This window comes from Blautia obeum ATCC 29174 (genome assembly GCF_025147765.1).
GTDB lineage: Bacteria > Bacillota > Clostridia > Lachnospirales > Lachnospiraceae > Blautia_A > Blautia_A obeum.
In genome coordinates this window covers 1297151-1316090 of sequence record NZ_CP102265.1, presented here as the reverse complement: position 1 = coordinate 1316090, position 18940 = coordinate 1297151, and the positions used below count along the sequence as shown (strand labels likewise).

Here is an 18940-nt window from a genome sequence, read left to right as displayed (position 1 = left end):
ACTATATATGATACAAAATCATTCCACCTTTTTTATCATATCCGGTATCCCACATTTCTTTCAGGGAAAACCATTTATGTTCCCCATACGAAATAGCTTTGACCAGAAGATCATCCTCTTTTTTTTCATATCCGGCAAGGATAAACCAGTGCCAGATATAGTCCTCCAGTGGGCCCTTCTCATTTTTATGTTTCAACATCAGATACGGGATCAGACAGGCATTGTCAATCTGTCTGCATACAGCTTCAACAGCTTCCTCATATGTATGTGTTCCATGAAAAGCTTCCATCTGCAATCTGTCATCATGCGCATCTGCAAGATATTCACCAAACCCTTCCATAAAAAGTTCCAGCGTATCGATTCCATTCGGTCTCGGACAAAGATAATGTTTCATTACATATGCAAAATCATGATATTCTTTCCAACTGATTTCCTGCGACTGATGTGGATAAAGATTCTTTATTCCATTCGTTCTGGCAAAATAAATACAGCTTTCACAAGCTGCTATTGCACCGCATCCTCCATCACGCATCGTTACATCTGGAAACAGATCCTGATTGCCTCCATAGGATTCTTCTACAAAAAAGTATTCCAGTTCATTTTTATCTAATATGGTCTGCTTCACCGTGAATTCCCCCAGTCAGGTTTCTCTAATGTAAAACCATATTTGTAACTATATCATATTTTTTTATGAAATAAAATAAATTTTTCCAAAGAAATTCCTTCTATATTATAAGATTGTAGGATTTCTTGACACCAAATGCGCGTGCATGCTATAATTTTCGTTATATTTTGTATGTTTAAGAGGATTTCTGCCAAACATACCACTTTTTTGAGGAGGAGAAAAATGAAAAAATTTTATACCTGGTATCAGAAGCATATTACCGGTGCGATCTTTATCGGCCTGCTTCTCGGTATCCTGACCGGACTGTTTCTTGCGGACTGTTTTGCACCGGTTCTGACAGTTACCAGTCTTCTCGGCGGCATCTACATGAATGCCCTGAATATGATGATCTTTCCACTTGTATTCTGTTCCGTTGTCATGGGGATCTGCAGCATCGGAAGTATTAAAACCACCGGTAAGATTACCGGTGCTTCCATGGTATTTTTCCTTTGCACAACTGCACTCGCCAGTCTTGCCGGTCTGATCATCCCGCGTCTGATCCATCTTGGACGAGGTGTTTCTTTTGAAATGGCAACATCTGATATTGCAGCTACAGATATGAGCAATATTCTGGATACCATCAAAAACCTGATTCCGTCCAACCCTGTATCTGCTTTCGCACAGGGAAACATGCTTCAGGTTCTTGTATTTGCCGTCATCATCGGTTTTACCCTGATTGCAGTAGGTGAGAAAGGTCAGCCGCTTCTGAATGTGATCGACTCACTGAATGAAGTGTGCCTGAAGATTATCAGCACGATCATGTACTTCACCCCAATCGGTGTCTTCTGTACTATCGTACCGGTTGTAGAAGCAAATGGTACCGAAACAATCATTTCACTGGCTACACAGCTGATCATCCTGTACCTGGCATTCTTTATCTTTGCATTTGTCGTATATGGACTTGCCGTTAAAGTAATCGGTAAAGAAAGTCCGATTAAATTTTTCAAGGCGATCATGCCGGCTGCACTGAATGCATTCGGAACATGCTCCAGCTCCGCTACGATTCCGATCAGTAAACAGTGCATGGAAGATGGAATGGGTGTTTCCAATAAGATCACAAGTATTGCGATTCCTCTCGGAGCAACCGTAAATATGGATGCTGTATCCATTCTGATGTCCTTCATGATCATGTTCTTTGCCAACGCATGTGGAATCAATGTCAGCATTTCCATGATGGTTATTGTACTCCTGGCAAACGTACTTCTTTCAGTCGGAACACCGGGTGTTCCAGGTGGTGCAATTGCATCTTTTGCAGCGCTCGCTACCATGGCAGGACTTCCAGCCGGGGTTATGGGCGTATATATCAGCATCAATACTCTGTGCGATATGGGTGCTACCTGTGTCAATGTTATTGGAGACCTTGCCTGCTGTGTAGCACTGAAGGGCCGCCTCAAAATCGACGAACATAAATAAACTTACATAAGAAGAAAAGTGAGCAGTCACGCGGGCTGTTCACTTTTCTTTTTTATTTTAATTAAATTTTCACTTATAATTTATAAGCTTTAAATCCAAGATCTTTTAACGACATATTCAGCTTTGATCTCAGCAGATATTCTGTACCTGCCATTGCCGCCTGAAGAGTTGCATTTGCAGCTTCCTGAATTTCCGACTGTGCTCTGCTTCCATTTGTATTATAAAATACAAGATTCTGCTTTCCATTGTATATGGAAGCTTTCATAGTCGCTGTTGTATAGACTGCGTTTCCACTTGCATATATTCCGGAAATGACTCTTGCAGAATCTGATTTTGCACAGTTCACAAGGATATCCATTGCACTTATAATACCCTCTTTTTTAATCTGCAAAGACAGTCCCATATCAAGCTTATCGGATTTTGTATCATAAGACAGAATAGCTGTTGTCTCTGCATCTATAGAAGCCTCAATATATTTGCTTCCATCCTCACTGTATCTGCCATTCTTATTAATATAGTTTCTGACTTTTGCATAATTCTTTGCCAGCTTGTTTGCCGCGGCTGATGCTTTTTTTACGGTAACTGTACATACAAATTTCTTTCCACCAAGTGTTGCGGTAATTTTGGCTGTTCCTGCTTTCTTGGCTGTGATCCGACCTTTTTTATTTACAGTTACAATCTTTGAATTACTTGATCTCCAGACCGGTGTAAGCTTTGTGCCATTGACTTTTAATGTATATGACTTGCCCGGGTTCAAAGTAATTCTGGAACTGTTCAGTTTCAATGTATACAGTCCTGCGATCGCGGTAACTCCTTTTTTGTTATAACTGCTGAATGTCTTCTTACCTTTTGTGTTTTTAAATGCTTTCACACTGTAGGTATACTGTGTTCCCGTTATTACTTTTGTGTCAGAAAATGCTGTTTTCTTTGCACCTTTTACTTCTGCCACATTCTTCCATTTGCCACCTTTTTCCTTACGAAAAACAGTATAACCACTGGCACCTTTTACCGCTTTCCATTTAAAAACGATTTTGGATTTTCCTGAAGCTTTGGCGGATACCAGCTTTGGCGTTGCTACTCTGGCTGCAGCCTGCACTTCCGCCACATACACAGCCTCCGGTAGTGCTGCCGGAACTGTTACAGCGACCATCAGACCTGCCATCAGCCCACATAATGCCTTCTTTAATGATTTTTTCATACCCCTGTCTCCTTTCTCTTTATACACCTAATGTACTATATTCTTCAGAACTTTTCAACCATCGAAAGACTGACAAGGGATAATATAGCAAAGAAAAGTCAGGGAAAAATAAGTTTCCTGGATTTATCTGACAGATATCACGTATGATTTATCAAAAACGTCTTCTGGCTCAAGCATATTGATATTCGCTTTCTGAGACAATTCTTTGTCATAACCGGTATTATCACAACGTCCCATCCATGGTTCCAGACACACAAATGGTGCATCTCCGGCTGACCAGATGCCAAAATTCGGAAATCCCTCACAGGAAATTTCTACATACGGGGTTCCATCCGGCAATGCAATCCCTGCCTTCGAAATCTGCCCATCATCAAAAATCAGCGCATCTTTATCAAACATTCCTTCCGTAATCTGGCAGCTTCCATTTTCGAGAACAAGTGTATACACCTTATCCGGGATAGCTGTACCATAACGTGTATCCAGCAGATGATACGTCAGCTCTTTCTGTCCACTGAAAGTCAGATGATAATCCTCTCGTTTCGTACCCGGAAGTATCGGAACATTAAATGCCGGATGTGCGCCGACCGTAAAATACATGATCTCCTGATCTTTGTTCACAACTTTCCAGGCTACTGTCAGATCACGACCTTCCAGCGTATGTGTAATATACAGCTGAAACTCATATGGCCATGCTTTCTTTGTCTCATCCGTGGATTCCAGTAAATGTGTAACCGAATTCTCCGTTTCCTCCACGCAGATGAATTCCATATCCCGGGCAAATCCATGCTGTCCGGAAGTGTAAGTTTTTCCATTAATCAGACAATGATCTTCATAGTATCTTCCTACATTCGGAAAAAGAACCGGAGCATGGCGTTTCCAGTGTGACGGATCTGCATTCCACAGAATCTCTCTGTCATTCTTTTTATCAAAAATTCCGGATAATTCTGCACCGTGATCACTGATTGTAACACAAAGCTGGTCATTCTCAAGTGTATGCATAAAATCTATACCTCCATACGTAATTTTATGCCTACAGTATATCAGAAAATTGTAAAGAAAAACAGACTCCGAAGAGCCTGCCTTTCATATACCACTTATTTATTTCTGTCCTGCGATATGTCTTGCTACATAAATACCACTTGCAGATGCATGTGACAGAGAATGTGTCACACCACTTCCGTCGCCGATCACATACAGACCTTTATGACAGCTTTCAAGATTGTCATCAATTTCAACTTCCATGTTATAGAATTTGACTTCAACGCCATACAGAAGAGTATCATCATTTGCAGTTCCCGGTGCAACTTTGTCCAGTGCATAGATCATCTCGATAATGCCATCCAGAATACGCTTCGGAAGTACCAGACTCAAATCTCCAGGTGTCGCGGTAAGAGTTGGTCTTACGAGTCCCTCTTCCACACGTTTCACTGTACTTCTTCGTCCACGTACAAGATCTCCAAAACGCTGTACGATAACACCGCCGCCAAGCATATTAGAAAGTCTTGCAATACTTTCACCATATCCGTTACTGTCCTTAAATGGCTCGGAGAAATGTTTGGAAACAAGAAGTGCAAAGTTGGTATTGTCTGTTTTCTTCTCATCTCCCTCATAGCTGTGTCCGTTTACGGTGATGATTCCGTTGGTATTTTCGTTTACTACGATTCCGTTCGGGTTCATGCAGAATGTACGAACGTTATCTTCAAATTTCTCTGTACGGTAGACGATCTTGCTCTCGTACAGTTCATCTGTCAGATGTGAGAAAATGACTGCCGGAAGTTCCACGCGGACACCAAGATCTACACGATTGGATTTTGTCGGAATCCTCAGGTCTTTACAGACAGTTTCCATCCATTTACTTCCGCTTCTTCCTACTGAAACGATGCATTTCTTACACTCATAAGAACCCTTTTCACAGATTATACGATATCCGTCTTCTAATATTTCCACCTTCTGTACCGGTGTATCAAAATAGAGGTCCACATGATCTTTCATTGCATTATAAAGATTCTCAAGAACTACATAATTGATATCTGTTCCCAGATGACGCACGGAAGCATCCAGAAGATTCAGTTTATTCTGCAGACAGAGCTTCTTAAACTTGGTTCCGGCTGTAGAATAAAGTTTAGTTCCCTCACCGCCATATTCCATATTAATATCATCTACATATTTCATCAGTTCAATTGCCTGGCTCTTGCCAATATGCTCGTACAGCGTTCCGCCAAAATCATTGGTAATATTATATTTCCCATCAGAAAATGCGCCTGCCCCGCCAAATCCGCACATAATCGAGCATCTCTTACAATTGATACAGTTTTTTATCTTTTTGCCGTCAATCGGACATTTTCTTTTCTCAAGAGAATATCCCTCTTCAAAAACTCCAACCTTACAGTCCGGCATTTCTTTCATTAATTCATATGCTGCAAAAATCCCTCCAGGACCGGCACCAATAATGATCACATCATAGTTCATGCTTTTTCCTCCTTATAAGTATAGCATAATTTCCCTCTTTGTATCCCTCATCCATCTGCACCGGAATCATCTCCTGTGCATAAAAAAAGCTGTCGCAGAATTTCTCATGACAATCCATGTCATTTCCATTCATTACGGCAGTTGGAAAAATGTTCAACCTATTTAGCGTTAAGCATATTCCTTACCTATATTACGTGATTTTCGTAGCATTGTCAAGCACCAGTTTCAAGTAAGTCACACAGGGCACCGCCCCACCAGACAATGCCCCGCTCAACAATATCAGTTCAACAAAAAAATAAAGAAATTCAGATATCCTGCAAAAGTCAGCCAGACAAGATATGGAATCATCAGATAACCAGCTGTTCTCGAAATTTCAGAAAATGTTTTTGTACATAAATATACCAGATACCACAAAAACAACAGCCAGGCAAACGCAAACAGATACCATCCTGCGTTAAAGAAAAATACCGGCCACAGAAAATTTACAGCGAGCTGAATCCCGTATAAAGTCAGTGCCTTCTTTCTCTCTTCAGTTTTTGGTGTGATTGCAACCAGATAAGAAGCCGTTCCCATCATGGCAAACAGTCCGGTCCATACAACTGGAAACACCCATCCGGGAGGTGTAAGGGGCGGCTGTTTCAGTTTTTCAAATGTATTCATACTTCCCTGTGTAAGAAAACCTGAAACCGCTCCGACTCCCAGAGGTACAGCCAGGCAGGTAAGCAATGTCTTTGTTTTTTTCTTCAAAAAAATTCCTCCTGTTCTCATATTCACAGTCTAGTGTATGAAAAACAGGAGGATTTATTCATTTTTTAAAATCTACGTTTATCAGAGCTTATGTTTTTCTGCTTTAAAGAAATCTTTTGCTTCTTTTGCAACAACTCCGCTCAGAGCAAACAGCGCAATCATATTCGGAATTGCCATCAGACCATTAAAGATATCTGCGATAGTCCATACTGCACTTACTGTCATGTATGGTCCAATAAATACTGCAATGATGTATAACCAGCGGTATACGATGATTTTTTTCTTATGTCCGTTTGTCAGGTATTCGAGACAACGTTCACTGTAGTAATCCCATCCAAGAATCGTTGTGAATGCAAAGAATACAAGACAGAGCATCAATACAAATGCTGTAAACTTAGCCGGGAACGGAAGTCCATGCTGAAACGCATAAGTAGTAACCTGTACACCTTCAATTCCCTCTACCTGCCATGCACCTGTCAGGACAATGGAAAGACCTGTCATTGTACAGATAATGATCGTATCAATAAAAGTACCTGTCATGCTGACCAGACCCTGACGTACCGGCTCTTTTGTCTGAGCTGCTGCTGCTGCGATCGGTGCACTACCAAGACCAGCTTCGTTGGAGAAGATTCCTCGTGCAACACCTTTCTGCATTGCAACGATCATAGAACCAACCACACCACCGGTTACCGCACTCGGATTAAATGCTGCTTTGACAACTGTTACGATTGCTGCCGGAATTTCTGTAATATTACAGATGATTAATGTAATACTGAAGATAATATAGATCACTGCCATAAAAGGAACGATGATCTGACTTACAGTTGCGATTCGTTTCAGTCCTCCGATCAGGATCGCAGCCACGCAGAATGCAAGGATCAGAGAAGAAACAACAACTGCTACAGAATACTGTCCCAGAAACGGGATATTGATACAATTTGTCTTATCCGGGTCAAAGAAGTTCTGTACGGCACTGGAAATACCATTTACCTGGCTGAATGTACCAATACCGAAAAGTCCTACACAAACACCGAAGAATGCAAAGATCTTGCCAAGCCATTTCCATTTTGGTCCCATACCTTTTTCGATATAATAGAATGGTCCGCCAAGGCTGTGTCCGTCTTCTGCAACCACACGGTATTTAACTGCCAGAAGACCTTCAGAAAATTTTGTTGCCATTCCAAAGAATGCTGCCACGATCATCCAGAAAAGTGCTCCCGGACCACCGGCACAGACTGCTGTTGCTACACCTACGATATTACCGGTACCGATCGTAGCACTCAATGCTGTACACAGTGCCGCAAAACTGGAGATCTCACCATCTCCCTCTTCTTCATTCTTGAACATCCATTTCAGCGCCAATGGAAGACGACGTACCTGAAGGAACCCAAGTCTGCTGGTAAGAAGAACGCCACCGGCTATGATCAATACCATAAGCGGTACGCCCCAGACCTTGTCATCCACTGCAACTAAAAAATTATTGATTGCTTCCCACATCTCAAAAAGTTCTCCTTACATATGTATTTTTCAGCATCATAAAAAGGGGAATAAAAAAATAAGAACCGTTCTCCGTTGAACTGCTAAGAATCAAGATAAATCAGACAATTAAAAAAGAATAAAAATAAAGAATAAACTTCAGGATGTAATTATCAAAAGCATCCTCTGTCCTTTTGCCTGAGAGATTCAAGACGCTTACGCGTCGCTTGCACCTTCGGCCCCTGTACTGAAACAGGCGTCTCCAGAGATACGATCCATTTACAGTTTCTGTCCGACAATACGGATACCTGAGAGTTTTACTCCTTCGGTGGGCTTATACCTCTTTCCTGCAAACTTCACCTCGTTATTGCTGTTACTGCGTTATACTATAGTGCTAAATCAGAAAAAAGTCAAGATAGAAAAAAATATTCTTCCTTCTTGACTTTTTTTGGTGTTTTTTAAGTTTTTATTTCGGGCTGACAATCTTTCCAGCCACTGCACATGCTGCTGCAGTCTTTGGAGATGCCAGATAGATTTCTACTTTGGAAGTTCCCATACGTCCAAGGAAATTACGGTTATTTGTTGCTACAACACGCTCTCCATCTGTCAGAATACCACCTGCACGTCCACAGCACAGTCCACATCCCGGATGTGTGATCATTGCACCTGCTTCTGCCAGCGTATCAAGAATACCAAGTTCAATTGCCTGTCTGTAGATCTTGCGGCTTGCCGGCGTCACGATCAGTTTTACATAATCAGCAACTTTCTTACCTTTCAGGACTTCAGCCGCTGCTGCCAGATCTTCCAGACGTCCATTTGTACAGGAGCCGATAAATACCTGGTCGATCTCCGTTCCTTCCAGTGTGCTGACATCACGGATCTTATCCACCTGTGACGGGCATGCCATGACCGGAACAAAATTCTCCCCACGGTAAGTCATCGTCTTGAGATATGCAGCATCCCCATCCCCGACAAGACTCTTCTGAAAATCGTTCAGTTCAATCTCACAGTACTCTGCTGTCTTTTCATCTGGTGTGAAAAGTGCACATTTTGCTCCTGCCTCGATTGCCATGTTTGCGATGGTCATGCGGCTTGCAACGGACATATTTTTTACTGCACTGCCTGTAAATTCCAGTGCACGGTAAGTTGCACCGTCTGCGCCCAGATCACCGATCAGACGAAGAATTACATCTTTGGACATAACGTTCGCCGGAAGTTCTCCATCGATCACAACCTTGATCGTCTCCGGAACTTTGATCCACATGGTTCCAGTTCCAAGAATACTGGCCATCTCTGTATATCCGATACCGGAAGAAAATGCTCCAACACATCCGTAAGTGGTTGTATGGCTGTCTGTACCAAATACAATATTACCAGGTTTGACATAACCAGCCTCTGTCATTAACTGATGACAGATTCCATCACTTCTGTGCACATTTTTCATACCATATTTTTCTGCAAAAGCATCTCCCTCATGGAAATGTCTTGTATCATCAAGCTGGCTTGCCGGAACAAGATGATCATAAATCAGAACAACTTTATCCGGATCCCATAATTTCTTGAATCCCATCTCTTCAAATTTCTCTGCAACAAATGGAATAAAAATATCATGGATCATGACTCTGTCTACGTTAACGGTCACAATGTCGCCAGGTTTTACTGTATGACCCACATTGTTTCTGATAATTTTTTCGATAACTGTTTCGCCCATCTGCTCTTCCTCCTTAGTCCAGTCCATTCAGTTTGCGCATGGCTTTTACAAGTCCGCCGGCCTGAATGATACTCATCAGGTTCTCCGGCAGGGAAGCGATCGGGTACTGTTTTCCATTATAGTCTACATGTTCGTTCATCACAACAGTTACGGTATCCCCCTCTTTGATATCATCGTGAAGATCCGGCTGCTCGATCAGCAGAAGTCCGTTGTTGATGGAGTTTCTGAAGAAAATTCTTGCAAATGATTTTGCAATGACACACTGAATTCCCAGTGCTTTGATAATCTCCGGTGCCTGCTCTCTGGAAGAACCGCAGCCAAAATTTTTGCCGGCAACAATGATGTCGCCTTTCTGGATCTGTCCAGCCAGTTCCGGACGGAGCGGGCTGAATCCATACTGTTTCATATCATCGATTGTCTTGAGTGCCAGATACTCGGTTGGGATGATGATATCGGTATCGATGTCATCACCAAGTACCCACACTTTGCCTGTAAACTTTTCCATATTGTATGTTCCCTCACTGAATATAGTTACTGCTCACGTTCTCATATACCACGTAAACAGTCCTTAATTATATAATCTGTCAATCAGATTTCAGACGGCAGTGCGATCTTGCCTGCAATTGCAGATGCGGTAACAGTTGCTGCAGATCCAAGATATACTTTGGAGCTCGGATGACCTGCACGACCCTTAAAGTTACGTGTTCCTGTACTGATCAGGACTTCATTTTCGCCGATAACGCCCTGGCAGCTTCCCCAGCATACACTGCAGTTCGGGTTCATAACGATCGCGCCAGCTTCCATGAAGATGTCGATCAGACCTTCTTTTAATGCCTGACGATAGATGGTCTGGCTTGCCGGAACAACAAGAAAACGTACTTTATCAGATACTTTCTTTCCTTTGATGATCTCGGCACCTACGCGCAGATCTTCAATACGTCCGTTGTTACAGGAACCAAGGAATGCTTCATTGATCTCAATTCCACATGCTTCTTCTGCAGGAACAACATTATCTACAAAATCTGGTTTAGCCACTACCGGACGTACTTTACTCAGATCAAAGGTATATTCTCTTACATATTTTGCATCCGGATCACTGTGGAATACAGCCTTTGGTTCACGTCCGTGCTCTTTGAGGTATTCCATTGCTTTTTCGTCAGCTTCAAAGATACCTGTCTTTGCACCAGCCTCTACTGCCATGTTGCAGAGAGTCATACGATCACTGATGCTTAATGTTTTTGCGCCTTCTCCGGTGAATTCCATTACCTGATAGTTGCATCCGTTTGCACCAACTTCTCCAATGATGGTAAGGATCAGGTCTCGGGCGGTAACACCTTCCGGAAGTTTACCGGTCAGATTGAATTTTACAGATTCCGGAACCAGTACCCAGGAAGTTCCTGTTACCATTCCATAAAGAAAGTCTGTACATCCGACACCAGTACCAAATGCACCAAGTGCACCATAAGAACATGTATGGCTGTCAGCACCAAAGATCAGTTCTCCCGGGCGGACGTAATTCTCGATCATAACCTGATGGCAGACACCTTTACCTTCCCAGAAATCAATATTATTTTCCTTTGCAAAATCTCTCATCTTTTTCTGAGAAGCTGCTGTTTTCGGACAGTCAGAAGGAACATTATGATCCACGATAAAGACAAGCTTCTTTGTATCTGCAATATGTGGATGGTTCAGTTTATTTTTATACATATCTACAGTCAGATGTGTGGTTCCGTCATTACTCATCAGACGGTCAAGCTGAACCGTATGGATATCACCAGGTTTAACACTATCCACACCGGCTGCTGCTGCGATGATTTTTTCTGCGATTGTCATTCCCATGGTTATTTCTCCTCCTTGTTCAGTGAAGCGATCAGGCCGCCCTGATTCAGAATCCCCTGCATATATTCCGGAAGTTTGGTACAGGTATAAGTCTTTCCGTTTGCAACTGCTGTACCATCAGACATATGAAGTTCCATGGTATCTCCGGTCTGTACATCATCCGGAAGATCTTTACAGACAATTGCCGGAAGCCCGATGTTGATCGCATTTCTGAAGAAAATTCTTGCAAAGGATTTGGCGATAACGGCCTGTACCCCAAGTGCTTTGAGTACGCCCGGTGCCTGTTCTCTGGAAGAACCACAACCAAAGTTCTCACCGCCAACTACGAAATCTCCCGGTTTTACTTTCTTTGCAAAATCAGGATCCAATGATTCAAATGTATGACCCTTCATTTCATCCAGATTTGGCAGAAGCAGATACTGGGATGCAATGATCTGGTCTGTATCAAGGTCATTATGAAATTTAAAAATTGTACCTTTTTCCATAATAATAGTTCCTTTCTATGTATAACTATTCATTTTCTCTCTATTCTACCACAAATTTACGTAATAGCAAAATGTATATTTATAAGAATTTTGCATTAAAAACTCATTCAGATTTTTCCAGTAACTCATATGCAATACGCGGGCTTCCATCCGGCACATACACGATTCCACACCGTACAAAGCCATATTTTTCAAGTACATGCTGCATTACTTTATTATCCTCATGTGTATCTATTCGTAAATGCGGTATCTGTGCCTTACAGTAGTCCATGATCTTTTCCAGCACATTACGGACCGTTCCATCACTCGCAACACGGTGTACTGCAGCATACTCTGTATCCACCATCCAGCTGCCCTGTTCAATTTTCAGATAAACAGGATCCTCTCCTTCTATAAAAGCAAATACTGCATGGATTATTGCTTCATCTGCGACCGCATCTTCCAGTACATACAGATTTCCCTGAGAAATATCATCTTCCAGCAGTTCTTCCGGTCTGTCCCCTGCTCCCCACTGTGCATGATTTCCGTTCTCCCGCATAAATTGTCTCGCTGTTTCATAAATCTCATAAATTCGCGGCAGGTCCTCCTTTTCCGCTTTTCTGATCATATATGACATGTAGTTCCTCCTGAATCTTCCTTTTTACATTTTTATTATAATTAGCCGATGTTTTTCTGTAAAGTCAGCATTCAAATAGAAAAATGCTGCCGGATCTGCTCCTCTCCAGAGAAATCCAGCAACATTTTCAACTATATTTCAGGGATGATCATGATTTATTTTTCGCCTCTGCGATGTTTCAGTCGAAGTGCCCAGAAAGCAAGCACAACATCAACAAACGCAAACAGGAACATCATTGCAGAGCCTGCGACTTTTAATTCCCTCTTTTTGAAGATGTTCTACTTTTTTCCTGTATTCCTCTTCAAAGAATCCAACCAGATCAAGCACAAACTCGCAGCCATCTTTTCGTAGCCTTTCTATTGCTCCGAACAACTCATCCATTCCTTTTTCTTTCATGATCCTTCCCAGATACAGAAAATGAATTTTTTCATTATTCGGGTAAAAACGATATCTGTATTCTTTCAGATTGATTCCGGCACCATGAAGGACGACTTCTTTTTCCTCAGACAAAATTCGACGTTTTTTGAACTCCTGTGCATTTGCCTGATTCTCAAAAATTACTTTTTCTACTTTTCGTAAAGCAGTCCGATACATCACCGTAACCATATCCGAAAGCACCGGTTTCTGGAAAGCAGTTCCAAGTCCCTGTACATTTGCCAAAAAAGGAATCTTCATCTTTCCGCACAAATACCCTGCATAAATATTGGGTTTGATTGAATAGGTAATTACCAGATCCGGATTTTCTCTTTTCAATATTTTTTTATATGTACGAAGCAGTTTCAAATCCGTAACTGGATTTACACTTCTTCGATCAACTTCTGTTTCGATACAGTGTGCTCCCAACTCTTGCAGATCCTCTTCATGTCCGACAAATGGTGTACTGATCACAACTTCATAGTCTTCCATCAGTCTCTGAATCAGTTCTTTTCGGAAACGATACAACATGTATGAATGATTCGTCACAATCAACAGTTTCTTTTTATTACAGTTCTGCATGTGCCTTGCTCCGGTGCCGCCTTCTACGACGCCTTCACTTTTCAACACAGATCTGATTGTTCCGAGAATGCATCGCATATCCATAAACATATTCAGATGTCTCACATAATAGCCATCGAGTCTTGCTTTTTCACTTATTTCCAACTCATCTCTTCCATGAATCTGAGCCCATCCTGTCAATCCCGGACATACATCATTTGCTCCATATTTATCGCGTTCTTCCAGAAGATCATATTGATTCCAGAGTGCAGGTCTTGGTCCAACTAATGCCATATCTCCCTGAAAAATATTCAGTAGCTGTGGTAATTCATCCAGACTGGTTTTTCGAAGCCACCTGCCTGTTCCGGTCAGATACTGTTCCGGATCTGTCAGCAAATGGGGCGGCGTATCATGTGGAGTATCGGTCTGCATACTTCGAAATTTGTAAAGCATAAAATGACTCTTGTGGATTCCTACCCGCTTTTGCTTAAAAAATACCGGTGCAGTAATTCCATCTTCCAGCTTGATCGCAATCGCAATACCGGCAAATACCGGTGAAAGTATCACCAGCCCTGCACCTGACAGAATCTTATCGGTCGCTTTTTTCAGTTTTAAATAGCTTTCTGAAGGTTTTCGCATTGCTGATTTTCCTCTGTCTTTATGTGATAAGTAGATACAATACTCTGCATCAGCAGGCGCATGTCGTCCGTCTCATTTGCTGCAGCCTCTTTCATAACCCGGAGTGCATAATAAAGTCTGTCCTCATCAACATCGATCGGATGTCCGATGTGAATCAGCTTATTTGGGGTCTCTGTCATTCCTTCTTCATCCATGAGAAGTTCTTCATAAAGCTTTTCGCCTGGGCGAAGGCCGGTAAATTCGATCGCAATATCCTTTTCCGGGATATACCCTGAAAGTCGGATCATGTTTTTTGCAAGATCCAGGATCTTCACCGGTTCTCCCATATCCAGCACAAAGATCTCTCCGCCTCTGGCATAGACGCCTGCCTGAAGGACGAGTGAAACTGCTTCGGATATCGTCATAAAATATCGGATGATTTCCGGATCGGTGACAGTTACCGGACCACCTGCTGCAATCTGTTTCTTAAAAAGTGGAATGACACTTCCATTGCTTCCAAGCACATTTCCAAACCGGACAGCCACAAAATCTGTCTTCGAGTGTCTGTTGAAGCTCTGAATGATCATCTCGCAGACTCTCTTGGATGCTCCCATGATGTTGGTCGGATTGACTGCTTTATCGGTAGATATCTGTACAAATTTTTTTACTTTCCAACGATCTGCCGCCAAGACCAGATTATAAGTCCCAAGAACATTATTTTTGATTGCTTCATTCGGACTTGCCTCCATCAGTGGCACATGTTTGTGTGCAGCAGCGTGATAAATGATATCCGGTCGATACTTTCCAAGAACCGTATCTACTCGCTCTTCATCACGAATCGATCCAATCAGCACAGTCAGTTTCAGATTTGGATATTTCATTTTCAGTTCCTGCTGAATGTCATATGCATTGTTTTCATATATATCAAATATGATCAGACGCTCTGGTTTGTGCGCAGCAATCTGTCGACAAAGTTCGCTGCCAATCGAGCCGCCGCCACCAGTCACTAGGATTGTTTTGCTACATACATAATCCATGATCTCATCTATGTTGACATTTATTTCTTCTCGTCCAAGAAGATCTTCAATATTTACCGGACGAAGTTTACTGACATTGACTTCTCCATTCACCAGCTGATACACTCCTGGAAGGATTTTCAGTTCACAGCCCGTATCTTTGCAGATTTCCAGGATCGGACGAATTTTTCGGCTTCCCGCTGACGGTATCGCAATAATGATCTGTTCAATACCATAGTGTTCCACACTTCTTTTTATCGCATTCCTGTCACCCACCACACGGATTCCCAGTATATAACGTCCGATCTTACGGCGGTTATCATCAATCACACAGCAGATTTTCTGATCCAGATATCGACTGTTCTGAATCTCCTGGATCAATGTTCTTCCGGCTTCTCCCGCCCCGATCAGCATGATTTTCTTTTTCTTTTTTATTGAATAATGCTGTCTCTTTCGGTACCGAAGTCGGAGCAGTCTGTAAAAGAATCTGCTTCCACCTACCAGCGCGATCAAATAAAACGTGCGGATCACATAATAGCTTCGCGGAAGATGTTTTCCAAATCCAACGACTATTGCCATATCACATAGAGAAGAAACAACAACTGCACCAATGATCTTAAAAGTCTCTTCTAACCCGGCATATTCCCACAGACTGCTGTAGATTCGAAACACTGCAAAAACACTCAGCGTCACAAAGATCATCAAAATACCATAACTCACAAGCACATCAAGAAATTCTTCTGGTATCTGTTCGATATCAAATTCAAATCTTGTAAGTAATGCCATCAGAGACGAAATAATGATTAATACGATATCCAGAACGATCAGACAGACTCTTCTTAATAACAACTGATAATTTATTTTCTTTCTCTTCATCCTTTTTTCCCATAGTAGCCGTAATGGCCATAGCCATAGCCATATCCGTAGCCATACCCGTAGCCATATCCGTAACCGTATCCATAACCGGTAATTCCCATCTCTGTTCCATTCAGTACATACCCGATCAGATTTACACCTGTATCTGCAATATTTTCTACTCCGTTCAGAATTCTGTCTATGCGTGCAGAGTCCTGACGTACTACCATGACTGCTCCATCTGTCATACGGGCGATTGCTGATGCGTCCGAAAGCATGCCACATGGCGGCGTATCTACGATCACATAATCATAATTTTTACGAAGTACCTTTAACAGCCGTTCCAGATATCCGTTTCCAATCAGTTCGGTTGGATTTTTTACCATCTCTTTTCCCGGCAGAATGTCCAGCTCATACTCGCCGTAGCGGAGCATAATCGATTTGAGATCTGCTTTTTTATTCAAAACATCTGCAATCCCATACTTTTTTGTCCGAATTCCCATAGACAATGCAACAGATGGATGTCTGAGATCTCCATCAAGCAAAGCAACTTTCTTTCCTTTTTTGGCAAGAGAAATTGCAAGGTTTACTGCCACTGTTGTTTTTCCTTCATCGGATATGGCACTGGTCACGATCAGACTTTTTATTCCATTCTCTTCTGCATTTTTTGTCACTCGCGTGCGAATCGTTCGGAAGCTTTCCCGAAGGACTGTTGTATTTCCTTTCCCGTCAAGAAGTACTGTTTTTTTACTTTTGCGTCTTTTTCCATGTGATTTTGGCACGCTTCCAAGATATGCAATACTCAGATAGTTTTTCAGGTCCTCTTCCCTTCGTACTGTTTTTCTTGTTGATGCATATACAAATAAAAGGAAAATACTAACTACCGCCCCCGCAGCCACACCTTTTGCAACTGCTCCTGTAAAATTCTGCGGATTCTGTGGTTTTTCCGGAATGCCACTTTCATCCATCAGCGTCAGCTGTGTATCTCCTATAATATATTCTGCAACCTGCGGATAGTATTGGATAACTGCCTGCAGCACATCGTAAGCAATCTGGGGATCAGAAGCAGTTACATTGATCGTAAAAATTGATGTATCCTGAATTGCTTCTGCTGAAATACTTGCTGGTATCGAATCAACCCCGAGACTTTCTGCCACAATATCCGAAAGTGCACCACTGGTCAGGATATATGGAAATGTTTTACTGAGCTGTCCTGCTGTTGTTTCATCCGAATAGCTCTGATTGTATCCGTATGCCGTCTTAGTCTCCACAACAAAAGAAGAATATGCCTGATATACCGGAGTATAATTTGTCTTTTCTCTCATATACATAACGGCTCCACAGACTGCCATAAGCAGAAAACACAGGAGGAAAAACTTCTTAAATCCTCGCCACATATCATCCAGAATCGTAGTAAAATACAGAATTCCGGAATCCATCTCTGTATTACGCTCGCTTCCCATAATGTCCTCCACATCCGTAATGTCCGCTTCCTGCCATATTTTGTGACGTCACACCATTCAGGATGCAGCCAAGTACTTTTCCTCTGGTATTGTTCAGTATATCGATTGCATCATTAATGTCCTTCGTCAATACCGTGTCCTGTCTTACTACCAGCACAGAAGCATCTGTCATCTGTGCCAGCTCCTCTGTATCTGCCACAAGGGCAAGCGGAGAAGTGTCGATAACTACATAGTCCATTTTTTCACGGCAAAAAGCGATGATCTGTTTGAGCGTCATGCTTTTCAGCAGAGTTTCGATTGCATTTGAAGAAGTTTTATTTAAAATCATATACAGACCGGAATTATTCCAGTTCCGGATAATCTTCTCCGTACTTGCATGGTTGATCAGTACATCTCCTAGATCCGTCTCTTCATTATCACGGACATTAAAAATTTTGTACTGTGCCGGTTTTCGGAAATCACAGTCTATCAGCATAACTCTGCTTCCTTCCTGCGCAAGTGACAGTGCCAGATTTGCTGCTACTGTGGATTTTCCTTCATTTTCCATCACACTGGTAACAAGAAGTACTTTTGCATCCTCTTTATCCATATAGCTTCTCACTCTGGATGCAGCCATTTTGCTGGACTCCACATAAGCAAAACTTCGAAGTGGATTCTGGATCAGCATAGAAAGATAATCCTTCTTTCTTTTCATGGAAAGAGCCTTTGATTTTTTCTCATAGGCAATCGTTCCAAGCAAACGGGTATCCAGTTTTGTGGATACTTCTCCCGGATTTTTAATGGTATCTCGTATGTAGGAAATTCCGGCCAATAAAGCTATCAGGCATCCGGCTGCCACAGCAAATACCTTCATGACTGTTCTTTTTTCATCCAACGGATTGATCGGAGCCATGGCTACAGATGGTTGCTGAATCGTCTCAATGATGACATTTTTAATCGCATAATCGGAAACCGTATTATAGTTTTCCATAACGGACTGCAGTATTCGATAAGACTCAGCTGCAGTACCAGCCTTAACGGAAAGTGTGATCAGATTTGTCTCCGGAACAAGGTCTACCGACGTCTCCACCTCCAGGCTGTTCACTCCCAGATCCTGCGCTACTTTTTTCTTCAATACATTACTGCCCAGAATTTCAGTAAACTGTCCTGCCAGCTCTTTTGTCGAATTCAGATTCTGATATATATTGTTATTCATACCTTTTGCCGTAACAACAAATGTTGTCGAAGTTCGGTATTCCGGCTGATAAGTCGCACAAATCCAGATATCTGCAAACAATGCAGCAGCTATTGCCAGCAAAAGAATGGTCAGCCACTCTCTTCCAATGTCTTTCAGCATGCTGATCAGGTCTATCTGCTGAACGGTTTCGTTGTCTATTCTCTCTTCCATAAATTCCT

Annotated in this window: 16 protein-coding genes and 2 riboswitches; of the genes, 1 reads left to right on the top strand and 15 read right to left on the bottom strand. The window is 42.1% G+C overall.

Annotated features, from left to right (window positions below; translation table 11 throughout):
* Position 1 precedes the first annotated feature (1 nt).
* The gene (locus NQ503_RS06260) at positions 2 to 625 is read right to left on the bottom strand and encodes a hypothetical protein (RefSeq protein WP_022388108.1); all 624 of its coding nucleotides are present in this window, start codon (positions 623 to 625) and stop codon (positions 2 to 4) included.
* A 222-nt stretch (positions 626 to 847) separates the two neighbouring features.
* On the opposite strand from NQ503_RS06260, the gene NQ503_RS06255 reads away from it, so the two are divergent.
* The gene (locus tag NQ503_RS06255; RefSeq protein ID WP_044925712.1) at positions 848 to 2077 is read left to right on the top strand and encodes a dicarboxylate/amino acid:cation symporter; all 1230 of its coding nucleotides are present in this window, start codon (positions 848 to 850) and stop codon (positions 2075 to 2077) included.
* A gap of 73 nt (positions 2078 to 2150) precedes the next feature.
* Here NQ503_RS06255 and NQ503_RS06250 read toward each other — a convergent pair whose 3' ends face one another.
* The 14 genes from NQ503_RS06250 to NQ503_RS06180 form a co-directional block, all read right to left on the bottom strand.
* Positions 2151 to 3275: an Ig-like domain-containing protein gene (locus NQ503_RS06250; RefSeq protein ID WP_005425147.1), complete on the bottom strand. Its 1125-nt coding sequence runs from the start codon at positions 3273 to 3275 to the stop codon at positions 2151 to 2153.
* Positions 3276 to 3398: 123 nt separating this feature from the next.
* Entirely contained in the window at positions 3399 to 4274 is an 876-nt protein-coding gene (locus tag NQ503_RS06245; RefSeq protein WP_173904927.1) for an aldose 1-epimerase family protein, read from the bottom strand.
* Between the two features lie 99 nt (positions 4275 to 4373).
* A complete protein-coding gene (locus NQ503_RS06240; protein ID WP_005425144.1) occupies positions 4374 to 5744 on the bottom strand; it encodes an NAD(P)/FAD-dependent oxidoreductase in 1371 nt (456 codons plus the stop codon).
* A gap of 279 nt (positions 5745 to 6023) precedes the next feature.
* Positions 6024 to 6491 (bottom strand): TspO/MBR family protein, encoded by a 468-nt coding sequence (locus tag NQ503_RS06235; RefSeq protein WP_227191110.1) that lies wholly within the window; start codon positions 6489 to 6491, stop codon positions 6024 to 6026.
* 81 nt (positions 6492 to 6572) lie between these two features.
* The gene (locus NQ503_RS06230) at positions 6573 to 7988 is read right to left on the bottom strand and encodes an alanine/glycine:cation symporter family protein (RefSeq protein ID WP_005426410.1); all 1416 of its coding nucleotides are present in this window, start codon (positions 7986 to 7988) and stop codon (positions 6573 to 6575) included.
* A gap of 155 nt (positions 7989 to 8143) precedes the next feature.
* A riboswitch (glycine riboswitch) is annotated at positions 8144 to 8243 on the bottom strand.
* 10 nt (positions 8244 to 8253) lie between these two features.
* Positions 8254 to 8327: riboswitch (glycine riboswitch) on the bottom strand.
* 106 nt (positions 8328 to 8433) lie between these two features.
* The gene (locus tag NQ503_RS06225; protein ID WP_044925898.1) at positions 8434 to 9678 is read right to left on the bottom strand and encodes a 3-isopropylmalate dehydratase large subunit; all 1245 of its coding nucleotides are present in this window, start codon (positions 9676 to 9678) and stop codon (positions 8434 to 8436) included.
* A 13-nt stretch (positions 9679 to 9691) separates the two neighbouring features.
* Complete coding sequence (locus tag NQ503_RS06220; RefSeq protein WP_005426414.1) at positions 9692 to 10183, bottom strand: LeuD/DmdB family oxidoreductase small subunit; 492 nt, start codon at positions 10181 to 10183, stop codon at positions 9692 to 9694.
* Positions 10184 to 10266: 83 nt separating this feature from the next.
* A complete protein-coding gene (locus tag NQ503_RS06215) occupies positions 10267 to 11517 on the bottom strand; it encodes a 3-isopropylmalate dehydratase large subunit (protein ID WP_005426416.1) in 1251 nt (416 codons plus the stop codon).
* Positions 11518 to 11519: 2 nt separating this feature from the next.
* Positions 11520 to 12002 carry a LeuD/DmdB family oxidoreductase small subunit gene (locus tag NQ503_RS06210; RefSeq protein WP_005426418.1) on the bottom strand — a complete coding sequence of 161 codons (483 nt, stop codon included), beginning with the start codon at positions 12000 to 12002 and terminating at the stop codon, positions 11520 to 11522.
* A 103-nt stretch (positions 12003 to 12105) separates the two neighbouring features.
* Positions 12106 to 12618: a GNAT family N-acetyltransferase gene (locus tag NQ503_RS06205; protein ID WP_173898848.1), complete on the bottom strand. Its 513-nt coding sequence runs from the start codon at positions 12616 to 12618 to the stop codon at positions 12106 to 12108.
* 210 nt (positions 12619 to 12828) lie between these two features.
* Positions 12829 to 14232 (bottom strand): sugar transferase, encoded by a 1404-nt coding sequence (locus NQ503_RS17530; protein WP_276543338.1) that lies wholly within the window; start codon positions 14230 to 14232, stop codon positions 12829 to 12831.
* A complete protein-coding gene (locus tag NQ503_RS06190) occupies positions 14205 to 16103 on the bottom strand; it encodes a polysaccharide biosynthesis protein (protein WP_005426424.1) in 1899 nt (632 codons plus the stop codon). The genes NQ503_RS17530 and NQ503_RS06190 overlap by 28 nt, the downstream gene beginning before the upstream one ends.
* Positions 16100 to 17545, bottom strand: a complete 1446-nt coding sequence (locus NQ503_RS06185) for a tyrosine-protein kinase domain-containing protein (protein WP_049940425.1) — start codon at positions 17543 to 17545, stop codon at positions 16100 to 16102. The genes NQ503_RS06190 and NQ503_RS06185 overlap by 4 nt, the downstream gene beginning before the upstream one ends.
* Complete coding sequence (locus NQ503_RS06180) at positions 17529 to 18932, bottom strand: tyrosine-protein kinase family protein (RefSeq protein ID WP_005426427.1); 1404 nt, start codon at positions 18930 to 18932, stop codon at positions 17529 to 17531. Before NQ503_RS06180 ends, NQ503_RS06185 begins: the two co-directional genes overlap by 17 nt.
* Positions 18933 to 18940 lie beyond the last annotated feature (8 nt).

Excerpts from the sequence above, each read along its gene's own strand:
- NQ503_RS06185 (WP_049940425.1), bottom strand. The coding sequence starts at position 17,545 with ATGGGAAGCGAGCGTAATACAGAGATGGATTCCGGAATTCTGTATTTT.
- NQ503_RS06220 (WP_005426414.1), bottom strand. The coding sequence starts at position 10,183 with ATGGAAAAGTTTACAGGCAAAGTGTGGGTACTTGGTGATGACATCGAT.
- NQ503_RS06225 (WP_044925898.1), bottom strand. The coding sequence starts at position 9,678 with ATGGGCGAAACAGTTATCGAAAAAATTATCAGAAACAATGTGGGTCAT.
- NQ503_RS06240 (WP_005425144.1), bottom strand. The coding sequence starts at position 5,744 with ATGAACTATGATGTGATCATTATTGGTGCCGGTCCTGGAGGGATTTTT.
- NQ503_RS06250 (WP_005425147.1), bottom strand. The coding sequence starts at position 3,275 with ATGAAAAAATCATTAAAGAAGGCATTATGTGGGCTGATGGCAGGTCTG.
- NQ503_RS06255 (WP_044925712.1), top strand. The coding sequence starts at position 848 with ATGAAAAAATTTTATACCTGGTATCAGAAGCATATTACCGGTGCGATC.
- NQ503_RS06180 (WP_005426427.1), bottom strand. The coding sequence starts at position 18,932 with ATGGAAGAGAGAATAGACAACGAAACCGTTCAGCAGATAGACCTGATC.
- NQ503_RS06245 (WP_173904927.1), bottom strand. The coding sequence starts at position 4,274 with ATGCATACACTTGAGAATGACCAGCTTTGTGTTACAATCAGTGATCAC.
- NQ503_RS06190 (WP_005426424.1), bottom strand. The coding sequence starts at position 16,103 with ATGAAGAGAAAGAAAATAAATTATCAGTTGTTATTAAGAAGAGTCTGT.
- NQ503_RS06205 (WP_173898848.1), bottom strand. The coding sequence starts at position 12,618 with ATGTCATATATGATCAGAAAAGCGGAAAAGGAGGACCTGCCGCGAATT.
- NQ503_RS06230 (WP_005426410.1), bottom strand. The coding sequence starts at position 7,988 with ATGTGGGAAGCAATCAATAATTTTTTAGTTGCAGTGGATGACAAGGTC.
- NQ503_RS17530 (WP_276543338.1), bottom strand. The coding sequence starts at position 14,232 with ATGCGAAAACCTTCAGAAAGCTATTTAAAACTGAAAAAAGCGACCGAT.
- NQ503_RS06210 (WP_005426418.1), bottom strand. The coding sequence starts at position 12,002 with ATGGAAAAAGGTACAATTTTTAAATTTCATAATGACCTTGATACAGAC.
- NQ503_RS06215 (WP_005426416.1), bottom strand. The coding sequence starts at position 11,517 with ATGGGAATGACAATCGCAGAAAAAATCATCGCAGCAGCAGCCGGTGTG.